At 65.1% G+C, this 13,911-nt stretch carries 15 protein-coding genes; 1 reads left to right on the top strand and 14 read right to left on the bottom strand.

Features of this window, described 5'->3' with window-relative positions:
* Positions 1–18: 18 nt before the first annotated feature.
* The 4 genes from A3AI_RS0113160 to A3AI_RS0113150 form a co-directional block, all read right to left on the bottom strand.
* On the bottom strand, positions 19–2,001 hold the full coding sequence (locus tag A3AI_RS0113160) for a phospholipase C (protein ID WP_198030105.1): 1,983 nt from the start codon (positions 1,999–2,001) through the stop codon (positions 19–21).
* Positions 2,002–2,070: 69 nt separating this feature from the next.
* Complete coding sequence (locus A3AI_RS47480; protein WP_156927751.1) at positions 2,071–2,349, bottom strand: hypothetical protein; 279 nt, start codon at positions 2,347–2,349, stop codon at positions 2,071–2,073.
* A 66-nt stretch (positions 2,350–2,415) separates the two neighbouring features.
* Positions 2,416–3,795 carry a cytochrome c peroxidase gene (locus tag A3AI_RS0113155; RefSeq protein WP_024516026.1) on the bottom strand — a complete coding sequence of 460 codons (1,380 nt, stop codon included), beginning with the start codon at positions 3,793–3,795 and terminating at the stop codon, positions 2,416–2,418.
* A complete protein-coding gene (locus A3AI_RS0113150) occupies positions 3,792–4,577 on the bottom strand; it encodes an EfeM/EfeO family lipoprotein (protein WP_024516025.1) in 786 nt (261 codons plus the stop codon). The genes A3AI_RS0113155 and A3AI_RS0113150 overlap by 4 nt, the downstream gene beginning before the upstream one ends.
* A 380-nt stretch (positions 4,578–4,957) precedes the next feature.
* Here A3AI_RS0113150 and A3AI_RS0113145 point away from each other — a divergent pair, with 380 nt between their 5' ends.
* Positions 4,958–5,428: a prepilin peptidase gene (locus A3AI_RS0113145; RefSeq protein ID WP_024516024.1), complete on the top strand. Its 471-nt coding sequence runs from the start codon at positions 4,958–4,960 to the stop codon at positions 5,426–5,428.
* 112 nt (positions 5,429–5,540) lie between these two features.
* Here A3AI_RS0113145 and A3AI_RS0113140 read toward each other — a convergent pair whose 3' ends face one another.
* The 10 genes from A3AI_RS0113140 to A3AI_RS0113095 are packed head-to-tail and all read right to left on the bottom strand — an operon-like array spanning position 5,541 to position 13,813.
* Complete coding sequence (locus tag A3AI_RS0113140; protein WP_024516023.1) at positions 5,541–6,224, bottom strand: hypothetical protein; 684 nt, start codon at positions 6,222–6,224, stop codon at positions 5,541–5,543.
* Positions 6,221–6,778: a type II secretion system protein GspM gene (gspM, locus tag A3AI_RS0113135; protein WP_024516022.1), complete on the bottom strand. Its 558-nt coding sequence runs from the start codon at positions 6,776–6,778 to the stop codon at positions 6,221–6,223. The genes A3AI_RS0113140 and gspM overlap by 4 nt, the downstream gene beginning before the upstream one ends.
* Positions 6,775–7,845 (bottom strand): PilN domain-containing protein, encoded by a 1,071-nt coding sequence (locus A3AI_RS0113130; protein ID WP_024516021.1) that lies wholly within the window; start codon positions 7,843–7,845, stop codon positions 6,775–6,777. Before A3AI_RS0113130 ends, gspM begins: the two co-directional genes overlap by 4 nt.
* Before the next feature lie 5 nt (positions 7,846–7,850).
* On the bottom strand, positions 7,851–8,774 hold the full coding sequence (locus A3AI_RS0113125; RefSeq protein ID WP_024516020.1) for a type II secretion system minor pseudopilin: 924 nt from the start codon (positions 8,772–8,774) through the stop codon (positions 7,851–7,853).
* Positions 8,774–9,511 carry a PulJ/GspJ family protein gene (locus tag A3AI_RS0113120; protein WP_024516019.1) on the bottom strand — a complete coding sequence of 246 codons (738 nt, stop codon included), beginning with the start codon at positions 9,509–9,511 and terminating at the stop codon, positions 8,774–8,776. The genes A3AI_RS0113125 and A3AI_RS0113120 overlap by 1 nt, the downstream gene beginning before the upstream one ends.
* Positions 9,508–9,924 (bottom strand): PulJ/GspJ family protein, encoded by a 417-nt coding sequence (locus A3AI_RS0113115; protein WP_245286876.1) that lies wholly within the window; start codon positions 9,922–9,924, stop codon positions 9,508–9,510. Before A3AI_RS0113115 ends, A3AI_RS0113120 begins: the two co-directional genes overlap by 4 nt.
* Positions 9,911–10,357, bottom strand: coding sequence for a type II secretion system protein (locus tag A3AI_RS42620; protein ID WP_036048196.1), 447 nt, complete (start codon positions 10,355–10,357; stop codon positions 9,911–9,913). Before A3AI_RS42620 ends, A3AI_RS0113115 begins: the two co-directional genes overlap by 14 nt.
* A gap of 12 nt (positions 10,358–10,369) precedes the next feature.
* The gene (gene gspG / locus A3AI_RS0113105) at positions 10,370–10,861 is read right to left on the bottom strand and encodes a type II secretion system major pseudopilin GspG (protein ID WP_024516017.1); all 492 of its coding nucleotides are present in this window, start codon (positions 10,859–10,861) and stop codon (positions 10,370–10,372) included.
* A 17-nt stretch (positions 10,862–10,878) separates the two neighbouring features.
* Complete coding sequence (locus tag A3AI_RS0113100) at positions 10,879–12,090, bottom strand: type II secretion system F family protein (RefSeq protein ID WP_024516016.1); 1,212 nt, start codon at positions 12,088–12,090, stop codon at positions 10,879–10,881.
* A gap of 10 nt (positions 12,091–12,100) precedes the next feature.
* Positions 12,101–13,813 (bottom strand): GspE/PulE family protein, encoded by a 1,713-nt coding sequence (locus tag A3AI_RS0113095; RefSeq protein ID WP_024516015.1) that lies wholly within the window; start codon positions 13,811–13,813, stop codon positions 12,101–12,103.
* Positions 13,814–13,911 lie beyond the last annotated feature (98 nt).

The following is a 13,911-nucleotide window of genomic DNA, read 5'->3' as shown; positions in this document are numbered from 1 at the left end:
ACGCACGTCCCGTAGCCGTTACTCGGTGTAGGGAACGTTGACCGAAGTCGAGAAGTCGAACGCGTCGAACAGATCGGAGAGCGCCGGGCTGTTGGTCGGCACGTACTTGCTGCCGCTGGCGTAGGTCGGGTTCGGCAGGTTGTCACGGCTGCGATCCGAGAGCGGCTTCAGGTTCCAGTTGCGCTCGATGAACTTCAGGATCGAAACGTGATCGCCGTAGTTGTGGTAGATCTTGCCGCCAGTCGACCAGGGCGAGAGGATCAGCATCGGGATGCGCGGTCCGTCGCCGAAGAAGTCGATCGACTGGATGTAGCCGCCGTCCCAATAGCCGCCGGCCTCGTCCCACGTGATGATGACAGCGGTCTCGGCCTTCAGCTTGGGATTGGCTTCCAGAGCATCGAGCACGTTCTGCACATAGGCCTCGAACAGGTCGACCTTCGAGCTCTGCGGATGACCGTCGAGCAGGCCGTCAGGCTTGCCGAAGGACACCGCGGGCAGGTTGGTGTTCTTGATGGCCGAGATCAGGTTGGCTGTATCCTGGATATGAGCCTTGCGGACATTGGCGTTGGCCATGATCGAGGTCGCATACTGGAACGGATTGCAGATCTGGCAGTACATCACGCCGAGCGCGTGGGTCGGATCGGCAAGCGCCGCGGCCGACAGGTTCGGGTTGGTCGGGTTGGCGGCGACCGCCGCATCCGAGAGCGCCACGGCGTCGTTATAGGCGCCACCGTAATAGGCCCACGAGATGTTCTTCGTGATCAGCGCGTCGCCGATGGTCTTCACCGTCTGCGGCGGTAGGTTGCTGCCACCCGAGAGCGCTCCGTTCGGCAGGTATCCCGGGTTGACGTTGTTGAGCATGTAGTAGTGGTTGGGCTGGCAGTTTGACACCGCCGGGTAGGGCAGCTTCGAGAGGTAGGTCACGATCGGCCCGACGCCGGGCTGGGTCGCGTCACTGCACATGCTGAAATTACCGTCGACCGTGTACCGGTTGATGGTGCCCTTGACCGGGTTCGGGTTCGCGATCGCGTTCGAGGGCGGCACGGTCGCATTGCCCTGGCCGTCGCTCCAGTAGCCTGCGTCGCCGGTGCCGAGCATGAAGTGGTTGGCGCCGGTGCCGCCATGGAACGACTGATGGAAGTTGTCGCTCAGGGTGAAACGGTCCGCCAGCGTCTTGAGGAGGGGGGCCTCGCCCTGCTGGGCGTTATAGAAGCCCATCGAGTTGCCCTCGCTCTTGTTCGACGCCGAATAGGTCGCCATCACGAACGGGAACAGGTCGTTCATGCAGCCCGAGTTGTTCGTCGCGTTCGCGCGGTTGGTGTTGCAATCGTCCTGCTGCCAGTCCTGGTAGAAGCGATGTGTGGTGTCGCCGGTGTAGTCGTCATCGGTGATCTGCGCGCCCTGCAGCGGGAACGGGCCGGTGAGCGAGCCCGCGCCGGGGATGCGGGTGTCGGTCACGTTGGTGGCGAGACCGCTGGCGCCGGTGGTCAGGATCTGCAAGTCAGCCTTGTTCATGTCCTTCTCGACGCTCGCTTCCGCGATGGTCTTGAAGGGAGCGCCGGTGTCGCTTTGCCCGCTGGGCGTGCCGCTGGTGTTCGGCTGCGGCATCACGTTGGTCGGCGTGTAAGCGAACTTCTGCGCCACCGTCGCGCCGATATAATACGTCGACTGCGCCGGGACCGAGTATTGTTGGCCGCCGAGATAATGCGGGCCGGGCGTGCCGTCTTCATTGACGATGCCACGGGAGAGCAGGTTGTAGATGGTCTCGCCCTTGCCCTTCGGCTTGTAGACGCCGAACGTGTGGTCGAGGCCGCGGTTTTCGCCGATCAGCACGATGACATGCTTGATGGGAGAGGCGGTTGTCAGCTTGGCTGCAGCGTCCGTTCCGCTGGCCGGGCCAGAGTCGGGCCCGGCGGCATAGGCCACGTTGGTGATGGCGATGGTCGAGGCAACACAGAGTGCCGTTGTTGCTCGCAACGTCCTCTTAAAATTCAGCGTCATTTTTGACCTCAGAGATTTGCGTTAGCGCCGCGCTGTGTAGTCTGCCAACATGACGCAGACGTATCGGTGCTATGAAACAATCGGAAAAAACTGGATCGATTCCAAATTTCTGCGGAAGTGGAATCGGCGAACAGTCGTCGGACGATGCGCGCGCTTCAAACACGGCGCATGAGCTGATCTTGCAGCGGACGCTTGCTGCAAAAATAAGTCTTTGCGAGTGTCAGGAATAAGCCGCAGCGGCGTGTATTGCTGTTCGTCAGATGCGCGCGCCTGCATCGCAATCATCGTGAGCCGATGCGGCGCATGCGCGCCTGGTGACAGGGTGAGCAAAGCGATCGCGAGCCGCACGCGTAAATCTGAGTTGCTTCGCCGCTTTGCTCCTCGCAATGACCGCGGAGAGGACGCTAGCTCCCGTCAATGCGTGACGTGCTTCGACTGCAGCACCTGGCGCAGCGCTGCGTAGTGCGAGTCGTGTACAGACGGATTGAACAGCGACCATGGCTCCGCACCGGCGAGCACGGCCGGAACGGCGGCCGCCATCAAATAGCGGTAGTTCTTGAAGTCCGCTGCGGCGTCGTCGGTGCGGCCTTCTGCAACCGCCATGTCGATGCGGCGCAGCGTCAGCACCAGCTCCTTCAGGGCACTACGCGCCGTCATGCGCTGCCGCTCGCCGCCCGAAATGCTGGTGTCCTTGCGGTCGGGATATTGCTCGGTCAGCTCGCGCAGCTCATTGCCGATGGTGTCGACGGCGAGCGAAACCGTCTCCTTGTCCTGGGCGGGTATCGCGGTGGCCAGGACATTGTTGAAATCGGTGATCTCCTTAATGGTGGCGCCGGCCGCCTCGCGCTCGTAGGGCTGGGCGCCATCGCCGACCGCGGTGAGATAGGCGGCGAGGTCCTTCTGGTCTTGCGCGGACAGGCCGAGATCGAAGACGCGGTCGAAATGCGTGACCACTTGGTCGAACGTGTCGAAGCGGCCGTCGTGGAAATAGGGCGCGTTGAAATCGGCGTTGCGCAGCGTCGGCGTCTTGAACAGTCCGCCGGAGCCGACATCATGCTGCTGGTGATCGACAAAGCTGGCAGACGGAATGTGGCAGCCGGCGCAGCTCAGGCCGGGGTCGTGCGGAAACGGCCTTGAGAACAGCGCTTCGCCCCGTCGTTCGGACTCGCTGATGTTGCCGACCAGGCGTCCGGTGGGACCGAGGCTTTGGTTGGGCAGGAAATCGATGTCCTGGATGTAGGCGACGAGGGCATCGAGGATTTCGGACGACGGCTCGCGCCCGGCGAACTCGTTGACGACCACGTTGCGGACGAAATCGCGCAGCGAGGCCATGCGTCCGTCCTGGCCATAGGGGAACAGATAGCGTGCCCCGCGCAGACTCGGGATACGCACCGGGTCGAGCACGAAATTGTTGGCCTTGGGATTGAACAATGGCCCGGTGGTGTCGAAATTGCCCGGCCGCGTGGACATCTTGGGCATGAAGAATTTGGCATTGCCGGCGCCGTTGACGTGGCAGGTCCCGCAGCTGACATTGCCCTGGCGTGCAGGTCCGCCGAGTATGTTCGGCGAGTTGAAGGCAAGGTCGCCAAGACTGATCAGATAGGATTTGCCGCCGGTGATCTCGGAGCGGAACAACTCGCGCGGTTTGTCGAGCGCGTCCTCGTTCAATTCCGTTCTCGTCGGCAGCACGGTCTGGTCACCGTCGATCGGAAAGGCGACCGCCGATCCCAGCAGCGAAAGGCTCAATAGCGTGGGCGCGAGCGCGGTGGCGCAGCGGTAGCGGATGCGTGTCATCGGCTCTGGGCCTCCAGCGTGGGCCGCCGCAGGCCGAGGCGGGCCGAGGCCACCTGCAGCGCCACCACCAGCTCCTCGCTGGCGCGCCGCAACCGCAATGTATCGACATGAGGCAGGTCGGGCGCGGCAACGACCGCTTTGAGCTCTCCGATACGGTGTTCGACCTGAGCATCGAGCTTGGCGTCGATCGCCTTCAGCGCATCGGCAAACAGCGTGTGGTACGCAAAATCGATGCCGGCAACGTTGTTGCGCATGTCGTCGAGTGACGTGCCGCTGATGCGCGACTCGCCGCCGTCGGCCTTGCTCTCACCGACCTCATAGGTCAGCCGGACCGTGCCGTCCAACAGGCCCTGCGCAGTCAGCGGCATCGCACGCAGCTTGCCGTGAAGATCATCGAGATTGGTAACGAGGGCGGTCGCGTCCTTGCCGACGTCGGTCTGTCCCGCGCCGAACAGTCTTGCCTCGATGGCGTGGAATCCCGAGTCGGCGTTCGGCCAGGCGTCGATCAGCGCGTCGAGTTCGGGAACGAATCCGGCAGTGAAGACTTCCGAGCGCTCCCACCCCGCACGCGCGGCGATCCAGGCCGCTCTTGCGCCGGCGAGATCGCTTGCCGCCGCCCGCTCACGCAGCATCCTTGTCCCAGCGAGTGCGTCGCCGATTCCGTCCATGAGATAAGGCCTGTAACGCTCGACGGCATCGTCAAGCTCGCCGGCGACTGACGGGCGCGCACCGACAAGGACCGTCAGCAGGGCGAAGCACGCCGCTGCTCTCATATTGATCATTGTCGTCCATCCCCAAGTCGCGACAGCAGAAACAGTCTTCTAACGAAACTGCAATCTTGTAGTGAGGCTGCATTATTGTCGGCGTCTCTCTAAGGTTTTGTGACGAGAGGATTGCACGGGGTGATTTCCCTCGAAATCCTTCCCCTGGGGAGTCGGTGACGCGACGAACACCGACAATGAAAGAATCTGCGAACATTCAACATAGCGTCACGCGCATTTCATCGCACGATGGTCATAGTCGGGGCCTCCAGGAGCTCTTCGGTTACAAGAAAGAGTGAGTCCGATTGCCCCCGGGGTTCGGCCCCGGGGACTTTTTTTGCTGTTCTTCTTGCCAAGGACCCTGGCAAAGTGGACTCTCGCTTTGCCTCGTCGAATTCCCTATGCTTGCCGCCGCGCTCCTCGCTCTGCTCGCGTTTGCCAGCCTCGCGCTGGCCTGGATTGATTTCCGCCGCGGCATCATCCCGGATTGGCTCAACCTCCTGATCGCGTGCGGCGGCCTCGCATGGGCCTTGCTATCTGACGGCTGGGACGCGGTGCCTGCCGCGACCAGCGAGGGGCTGATCATCGGCGCCGTCGTGTTCGGGTTGCGTTGGCTCTATTTTCGATTCCGCGGGCATCACGGGCTTGGACTCGGCGACGTCAAGCTGCTCGCGGCCTCCGCCGTCTGGATCGGGGTAACAGGCGTTCCCGTGCAACTGCTGGTGGGATCGATCACGGCGTTGCTCGCGGCCGTCGCGCTGCATGTCACCGGCCGCACCATGACGCGGCAAACCGCGCTGCCGTTCGGCCCGTTTCTCGCGCTGGGACTTTTGGTGACGCTGGCGCTGCAGACGCGGGGGTGGGCGATCTAGTGCAGTCGCCAAAGTCCAGCCGAACCGCAAGCGTTCTTGCCCTCGCTCGGCTTGAGGGTGAGGCGAATAGAGCCGCTCTCCCGGCAAGACGGGGAGAGGGAGGGCGCTAAGCTTATCGCCTTGCGCCGCGTAGCCGTCGGGGCTCCGTGATTGCGTCGGTGTTTTCCGCTTGCACGGTGACCGACTGGGCCGCGTTCGCGTCCGGGGGCGGCAGGGTCAGCACCGTGGTCTGCTCGTCGTTCTCCAACGTTACCTCGCGCGGCGCCACCGCGCTCAGGCGCCAGCCCTGATAATCCTCGCCGATCTTCAATCGTAGCGCCGTCTTGGTGGTCTGGTCGACAAAGATGCCAAAGCTCTGCTCGGGGCCCGCGATGGTGCCGACCAGCGCCAGTTGCGGCCGCTCGACTTTGACGGGCTTCGGCCGCGGCGGCGGCGCAGCCACCGCAGCTACCGGCGCGACAGCGGGCGGCGGCGGCCGGCGCGACGGCGAGAAGATCGGCCGGTCGCGCGTGGTCGTGAGCGTCGCAAGCGGGATCGCCCACAAAGGATTGGCGCTTTGAACGCGCTCCGATTTTGCGGGTTTTGCCGGTGCAGCCGCGTTGACCACGACGGGAGCCGGTGAGACGGGCCGATCCCACAGCGAAGGCGCGTCCGGCGTGTCGGCGTGGCGCGGCGGGGCGTCGAGATCGCCAGCGCCGGTGGGCACGGCCGCGGTCGAGCCGGGAATGGCGAGCGCGCAAGCAAGCAGCGATGCAGCGGTGATCGCGCGCCAGTGCGTGGTGTTGCGCAGTTTCATTTGCCACCCTTCCACTGTCCGGACACGGTCAAGAGCACGCGCAGCTTGCCGTCCGTGGATGTCCCGAGGCCCGAGGATGACTGCACCACGAGCTGATCGATGAACAGGAACGGCATGCCGGCCTCGACAGCGTACAACAACTGCTGGAGACCCGGCTGGTCGATCTCGCAGCTCGCAATTACACTCAGGAAGCCGGCCTTCGCCTCGGTGCCCTGCAAGTCAACCTGCGACGACAGCACGCTGCCGCCCAGCTTCGTCACGGCCGTCGTCACGCGCTGCAGCAGGGCCGCACCTGCGACCGTGACGGTTGCGCCTTCGAGAAAGGGCGAGCCGGTCGGCGCCCCGACGTCCGTTTCGCTGCGCGCCGTTGCAGCGTGGCGGCCATCAAATTGTTCGAGCATTGCGGCGGAAGCGGTGACCTCGGCACGCTTGGAGAGCACGTCCGCCAGTGAAGAGATGACTGCAAACACCAGCAGCGCCATGACCGCGGCGAAGCAGGCGGCGGCGGCCAACGGCTGGGTCAGGAAATTGCGTAGGGTTGCGACCTGGTTCATGAGCCTGATCCGAAATAGGGCGTAATATGCGCCTCGATGTGAAAGCGTTCGCCTGGATCGTTCTGGCTGCGCGTGGTCGGCGCGAAGAAGGTTGCCCGGCTGAATTGCGGGGACTGCTCGATCAGCTTGATCAGTGACGGCGCGTCCTGGGTCAGCCCGGCCACCTGCATCTTGTCGCCCTCGACATGAAGCTCGGTGACATAGGTGGTGTCAGGCAATGCGCGGGAGATTGCCTCCAGTACCATGACGCTGGATGGCGAGGACTGCTTGCGCTTGGCGAGGAGCGTCTCCGCCGTGCCGTCGGAACGGTTGATGCGCAGCGCCGCCCGCCGCTGCGAGATCTTCTGCTGCAGCTCCTGCTGCTCGGTGGCGTATTCGCCGCCGATATAGGTCGAGATCAGAAGCGAGGCAGCAGCGGCAAGGCCCGCGCCAAGCAGTGATATGCGCAACAGCCGCGCCACATCCAGCGTGCCGCCTGCGACGCCACTCAGCGTCCTGTCGAACAGCTTTATCGACGCGGCTCCGGGCTCCGGTTCAGGTATCTGCACCAGGCCCGTGACAGAAGCGGCGCGCCAGTCGATGGCGAGTGCAAGCAGCGGCTGGATTTTCTGCCGCGAGGTTGCGGCGAGCGTCAGCGCGATGCGTTCGTTGGCGATTGGGATCGGTGCCGTCGTGCCGAACAGCGCGTCGCCGGCAACCCAGGGCGTCAGCCGGTCGATCTGCGCGCGCACCATGCCATCGAGGAAGTCGGCGGCCTGCTTGGGGAAATCGATCGCGCGGAACAGCACGTGGTCCGGGCGCACGATGACGTCGATGCGGCTGCCGCGCAACGCCGCTTGCCAGTCGGCGGTCGGCGCCGGTTGCGGGCGCCCCTGCGCCAGCTCGAATGCGAACGGCGTCAGAGTTGGACCCTGGCGCGCGGAGACCAGGCGGGCCGTGAAGTGCCCGCCCTCGCCTTCGGTCAATTCGATGCGCCGTTGCGGCACGATGCGGGCCATGATCGCCTGGATCGCCGCGGTCACGGCGACAATCCACACGCCGAACAGCTCTTTCAGCTCCGCCAACATCGCCGTCAAAACTCCGCTCGCGCGCGTTGTATCCGGGGTACGTCGTTCTGCCAGGACAGCATGCGGTAGGGATCATCCTTGGCTTTCAGGCCGATCACGACTTCGGATGTGGTCTCGCGGCCGTCCGGAAAGCGCAAGTGCACCCGGAGACGGTAGGCCTCGCTCTTTGCCACCCCGGCGCCCCCGTTGGGGCCGCCAAGCGCCGCTGACATCGCCGCGGTGTCATTGACCAGCGAGCCCCGGTCGCCGAGAAACTGCTTCAGTTTCAGCGGCGTCATGCCGGGTAGCGCCGCGATCACCTCGGGCGGGGCGACCATGGCATCGACGTCGGCGGCGCCGGAGAAAACGGTGAGATAGGGCAGCGCGCGCTCGACCATGGCCGGGCTCATGCCGAGCACCAGCGCGAGCTCGTTGACATGGGCGAACGGCGCCTGGCGCGGCGGATAGGTTCGGCCCGCGGTCTGATAAAGCGCGGTCTCCTTCGTCGCGTCACCATCGGATGCCTTGCTTCGCCAGCCGACGATGCGGTCGGCGGCTTCCTTGGCGTCGTCATCGCTGGCGCCGAGCACTGTGAGCAGGCCACTCAACAGCTCTTTCGGCGCGGCATTGAGATCGACCCGCGCCGCTTCTGTGATGAAGGATACCGATATGTCGGTGCCGCTCAGCCGGACATGGAACGCGCCCTCCGGCGGCCGCTTCTTCTCGTCGGCAGACTGCAGCCGAAAGGCCGCGAGCTCGACGCCGGCCGAGATCAGCGCCTCCGTCTTGAGCGCATCGTCATTGAGCGACACCGCGCGCGCCGATGCCGACAAATGGACGGCGAAGATTGTCACCAGCAGCGCTAGCGCGGCCAGCAGCCACAGCACGGCGACGAGCACGAAGCCTTGCTCGGAGCAAGACGCAAATCTTGAGCGGAACGGCGCTGCCATCACGAGCCCCCTCGCTTGCCGGGGCCGTTCACGGGGTTGTTGTCGTTGTTCTGAGCATCGCTGTTGTCGCCCGTGCCGTCGTCATCGGATTTGCCCGCCGGCGTATCGACATGAACCGGCGTGACGGTGGACACCGCAAGCACATGCTGGCTCGTCGTGTCGCGAACCGTGAGCCGGATCGCGACCGGCAGCTTGTCCGCGCCGTGCCAGTCGTCGTGAAACACTTTGTCGGGGCCGGCATAGGCGAAGGACAGGCGTAGCGGTGCGCGCAACAGCACCACCGGATCGGCCAGATGAAGCTGCTCGGACGGCGAGACGCCCTCGGGTAGCGGCGTGAAGCCGGTGCGCGTGCGCACGGTCACGAGCCGGCCGCGGTCGGTGGTCTCGCCGATCCTGACTACGTCGAGCCCGATGCCCGCGTTGGGACCGATGGCGGTACGCACGAAGGTGACCGACAGGGGCGTTCCCTCGAACAGCGGCTTCTTCTTCTCGTCGCTACCCGGCGGGATGAATTCGGCGGCAGCAAGGTCGGCGGCGATCCGCTGCATGGAAATGCCGATCAGCTCGCTATGCTGGATGCGGTCGATGCCGCGATTCCAGTTGGGCAGGAATTGCGCGGTCAGCGTCGCCAGCGCCGACAGCACGAGGCCGGTCAGCGCCAGCGCAACCAGCGTCTCGAGCAGCGTGAAGCCACCCTCACTGTTGTCATCGCGATCTCGGCGATCCCGCGCCGTCATTGCTGCGGCCTCGGCATCAGGCGGACGGTGGAAAGATCGAGCTGCGCGCCGGTCGGGGAACGGACATGGATCTTCACGAGTTCGGGCGTCCAGCCGACTTTGGAATCGTTGGATGGATCCCAGTCGCCGCCGACGGGTGAGACGTCGATCTGCCAGCGATAATTGCGGAGCCGGCCGGCCTTCGTCCCCGGCGCAAGTTCCTTGCGCGGCGGGATTTCGGTTGCCAGCACCGTTTGCGCGGTCTCGACCAGTGCGATGTGGTTTTCCAGCGCGGTCACGCCGCGGGAATTGGTCGACATCACCGATCCAATCGCAACAATCGACACGGCGACGATCGCGAGCGTGATCAGCACCTCCAGGATGGTGAAGCCGGCATCCGGCCGCTCACGCAGCGCTCTCTCAGCGTGAGGCAATCTCGACCCTCCCGGTCAGCCAGTTGACGCGAATTTCGTAGACCGTATCAAGCCTCGCCAGCGTAATGGCGCCACCGCAGGACATGCCGTCACCGAAGAAGTTGATGCTCGACAGTGCCGGGTGGCGCCGGCAGCTCTGCGGCAACAGCGCATCGAAACGGACGTCCGCGGGAATGCGCAGGATCTGCCCCGACGCGCCGGAGCGGATCGCGCGCGAGGGCGCATCGACCAGGGTCGCGACGTCGGCGCGGCGCGCGATCGCGGCGTTGCGGTCGTCCTTCAGCAGCGTTGCCGCCTCCAGCGCATAGGCCTGCAGCCGCGCGCGCGAGGTCTGGCGCGGCACGAGCGGCAGCAGCACGGCGGCGATCATCGCGATCAACGCGATGACACACACCATTTCCAGTAATGTGAAGCCGCGCTGCGCCTCGTTCATCGTCATCAGGTCCTAGTTGGCACTCGCGCTGGCGATGGTGTCGAGCGAGATGTCGGCAGCAACTCCGCTGCCGCCTTCCGCGCCGTCGGCGCCGAGCGAGATGATGTTAAAGGCGCCGTGCTCGCCGGGCGCGCGGTAGATGTAGTTGTGGCCCCAGGGATCGTTGGGCACATTGCCGCCCTTCAGATATGGCCCGTTCCAGGCGGCGGCGCCGGGCGTGCGATGCACCAGCGCATCGAGGCCTTCCGACGTCGACGGGTAGCGGCCGGCATCGAGATTGAAGAGATCGAGGGCGCTGGCAAAGCTCTGCATCTGGATCCTGGCCGCCTTCACTTTGGATTCGCTGAGATAGTTCAGCACACGCGGGCCGATCAGCCCCATGATGAGCCCGATGATGGCGATCACGACCAGCATCTCGACCAGCGTGAAGCCGTGCTCGCCCTCGCGGTTTGCGTTCTTGCGGCTGCGCAAGTTGAAAGATCCGCTTCCGTTCTTGTTCGACATTGTTCTTGTCCTTCGACTTACCCGACGAGTTGCGTGACAGACAAAAGCGCCGTCATGACCGAGACGATCAGCCCGCCGACGACGGTTGATATGGTGATGATGGCCAGCGGCCCGATGATGCCGACGATGCGGTCGAGGCTGCGTTGCAGCTTGGCTTCGTAGAATTCGGCGACGCGGCCGGCGAGCACCGGCAATTGCCCGGTCTCCTCGCCCAATCTCAGCATGCGCAGCGCCATTGGCGGCAGGCTGGACGAGGCGGAGAGTGCTTCCGACAGTTTGCCGCCATGCCGGACCCGGTCGGCGGCGAGCGCCCAGGCGTCGAGGCGGCCGGTCACCGCCATGATGTCGACGAGGATGCGCAAGGTGGCGGTGAGGCTGACGCCGCTGCCGAGCAGCACGCCGAGATTGCGGCAGAACAGGCTGGTCCGGTAGAACTGGAACACGCTCGACAGGCCCGGCAGCCGCGCAGCCGCGCCAACGAGCGCGGCGCGCGCCTCGCGCCGGCGCAGCACCATCCACGCGGAGACGATCGCAGCGATCGCGGTCAGCGACAACACGGTGCCGTTGGCGCGCATGAAGTCGGACAGGCGCAGGAAGTAGCTCAGCGCCGTATCCGAACTGGCGCCGAAATCCTGCAGCACAGAGGAGAATTGCGGCAGCACGAACAGGATAAAGAACAGCATCACGCAGGCGGCGGCCACCAGGACGAAGGCAGGATACTGCATGGCGTCCGTCAGCTTGCGGCGCATCTGCTCGGAGCGTGCCCGCTCCGCGCCCAGCATTTCCAGCACCTGGTCAAGTGTGCCGGAGATCTCGCCGACCTTGACCAGCGCGACATACATCGGCGGAAACAGGTCGGGATGCGCGGCGAGCGCCTCGGCAAGGCTCTCGCCGGCGAGAAGCGAGTTGCGCAGCTTGCCGACCACGGGACGCAGCCGCCCGACATCGGCATCGGCAGCAAGCAGCTCGAGCGCGTCGTCGAGCCGTGCGCCGGCTTTCAACAAAAGCGCGAGATCGCGGGTGAAGACCGTGACCTCCGCAGGTCCGGGCCGGTTGAACAGGCTGAGGCCGCCGGCGCTCGCAACGCTGCGCCTCTCCTCGACGGTCTCGATCGGCAACAGGCGCAGATATTCGATACGCGCCGCGACCTCGGCGAGCGTCGGCGCCGCTATGGTGCCGTTAACGATCTCGCCGTTCTGGGTGAGCGCGCGGTAGCGGAAATTCGGCACGGCTCACCTGCTAGCGGGTGGTGGTGACGCGGAGGATTTCCGCGGGCGAGGTCAGCCCGGCGCGGCATTTGGCGATGCCGTCGTCGAGCATGGTGGTCATGCCGTTTTTGATCGCGGTCTGGTCGATCTTCAAGCCGTCGGTCCGCTCGCCGATCAGTTCGCGCAACTCGTTGTCGAGCTCGAGCAGCTCGAACACGCCGAGCCGACCGCGATAGCCCAGTCCGCCGCAGCGCTCGCAGCCGCACGGTGCGTGGACGGTATCGTTCGCCTTGAATCCAAGCGCGCCCAGCCGCGGGTCCTCGGCGAGGTCGCTCGCTGTCAGTTGCTTCGGCGTCTTGCAGCGCTCGCAGAGCTGGCGCACCAGGCGCTGGGCGATCACCGCGCGCAAGGTCGAGCGCAGCAGATAGCCCTCGATGCCGAGATCGAGCAGGCGCGGCACTGCGGCGGCCGCAGTTTCCGTGTGCAGCGTGGTCAGCACCAAGTGGCCGGTCAGGGCCGCATGAACCGCGACATGGGCTGTCTCGGAGTCGCGCACCTCGCCGACCATGATCACGTCAGGGTCCTGGCGCACGAAGGAGCGCAAGGCGCTGGCAAAGGTCAGCCCGATCGCCGGCTTGACCTGCGATTGGTTGATGCCGGGGATCTCGTATTCGACCGGGTCCTCAATCGTGAGAACCTTGCGGGTCGGCTCGTTGAGGATCGACAGTATGGTCGCGAGCGTGGTCGTCTTGCCGCTGCCGGTCGGGCCCGTGATGACGATCATGCCATGTGGCAGCTTCAGCAGCCGCTTCAGCTTGGTTTCGTCCGGGGGGGAGAAGCCGAGCTTGTCCATGATCAGCAGGCCGCGATCCTTTGGCAGGATGCGGATGACGGCGGATTCGCCGTGCTGCGTCGGCATGATGGCGACGCGGATGTCGATGTCGGTTCGGCCGGCCCGCAATCGCGCCGCGCCGTCCTGCGGCAGGCGCCGCTCGGCGATGTTGAGGCTTGCGATGATCTTGATGCGGGAAATCACCGCCTGCGGCAACACGCCGGCGGGCGCGGCGACCGGTCGCAACAGGCCGTCGATGCGCATCCGCACGACGAGGCCGGTAGTGAACGGCTCGATATGGATGTCGCTGGCGCGCAGCTCGACCGCTTTTTCCAGGAGATCGTTGACCGCACGGACGACAGGCGCGCCGCTGGCGAGGTCGCGCAGGCTCTCGATGTCATCTTCGCGGAGTTGGGAAAAGCCGTCGGCGTCGGCGTTCGTTTCGGCGCTGTCCTCGGCCAGGCGCTGGTCGAGCACCGTGCCTAGGTCATCAAAGGCGGCGATGCGGACCTCGATATCCGGTCCGAGCACGATCTCGGCGGCGCGCTGGGTCGCGAGATCGGCCGGATCCGCCATCGCCAGCGCCACGCCATTGCCAGGGGTGCGAAAGGGGAATGCCAGGCTCTCGCGCAGGAAGCGGGGTGAGAACGATGCGGCAAGCGAAGCCGCCTGCAGCATGTCAGGCAGAGTCACGCGCGGAAGCCCGTAGAAGCGGGCCACCTCGTCAGCAAGATCGTTTGGCGAGAGTTCGGTCAGCTCCCACAACTTTCCGTTAGTCGTGGGCGGTCCGTTGCGCTGGCTGTTGCCTGACGATTGGTCAGGTGCGGCCGCGTCGCGCTTCTCATCCGTCCGTTTCAGCTGCCCGGCGCGGCGAAGGTGCTCCACGAACTGCGCCGACTGCGGACCGGTCATGCGTCCTTCGCGTTTTTCCGTTGAATGGGCGGTCGATGCGGCGAGGCGTCCAAGCCCGCTGCCCGCGGACGCGTTATCGATCCGGAATATGACACCCG

It is taken from the genome of Bradyrhizobium sp. Tv2a-2 (assembly GCF_000472425.1).
Classification (GTDB): Bacteria; Pseudomonadota; Alphaproteobacteria; order Rhizobiales; family Xanthobacteraceae; genus Bradyrhizobium.
This window is presented reverse-complemented; position numbering and strand designations above follow the sequence as displayed.

What these genes read in the sequence shown, in the direction of transcription:
- A3AI_RS0113160 (WP_198030105.1), bottom strand. Translation starts at nt 2,001, where the DNA reads ATGACGCTGAATTTTAAGAGGACGTTGCGAGCAACAACGGCACTCTGT.
- A3AI_RS0113095 (WP_024516015.1), bottom strand. Translation starts at nt 13,813, where the DNA reads ATGACCGGTCCGCAGTCGGCGCAGTTCGTGGAGCACCTTCGCCGCGCC.
- A3AI_RS42620 (WP_036048196.1), bottom strand. Translation starts at nt 10,357, where the DNA reads ATGAACGAGGCGCAGCGCGGCTTCACATTACTGGAAATGGTGTGTGTC.
- A3AI_RS0113125 (WP_024516020.1), bottom strand. Translation starts at nt 8,774, where the DNA reads ATGGCAGCGCCGTTCCGCTCAAGATTTGCGTCTTGCTCCGAGCAAGGC.
- gspG (WP_024516017.1), bottom strand. Translation starts at nt 10,861, where the DNA reads ATGTCGAACAAGAACGGAAGCGGATCTTTCAACTTGCGCAGCCGCAAG.
- A3AI_RS0113145 (WP_024516024.1), top strand. Translation starts at nt 4,958, where the DNA reads ATGCTTGCCGCCGCGCTCCTCGCTCTGCTCGCGTTTGCCAGCCTCGCG.
- A3AI_RS0113140 (WP_024516023.1), bottom strand. Translation starts at nt 6,224, where the DNA reads ATGAAACTGCGCAACACCACGCACTGGCGCGCGATCACCGCTGCATCG.
- gspM (WP_024516022.1), bottom strand. Translation starts at nt 6,778, where the DNA reads ATGAACCAGGTCGCAACCCTACGCAATTTCCTGACCCAGCCGTTGGCC.
- A3AI_RS0113130 (WP_024516021.1), bottom strand. Translation starts at nt 7,845, where the DNA reads ATGTTGGCGGAGCTGAAAGAGCTGTTCGGCGTGTGGATTGTCGCCGTG.
- A3AI_RS0113155 (WP_024516026.1), bottom strand. Translation starts at nt 3,795, where the DNA reads ATGACACGCATCCGCTACCGCTGCGCCACCGCGCTCGCGCCCACGCTA.
- A3AI_RS0113120 (WP_024516019.1), bottom strand. Translation starts at nt 9,511, where the DNA reads ATGACGGCGCGGGATCGCCGAGATCGCGATGACAACAGTGAGGGTGGC.
- A3AI_RS0113150 (WP_024516025.1), bottom strand. Translation starts at nt 4,577, where the DNA reads ATGATCAATATGAGAGCAGCGGCGTGCTTCGCCCTGCTGACGGTCCTT.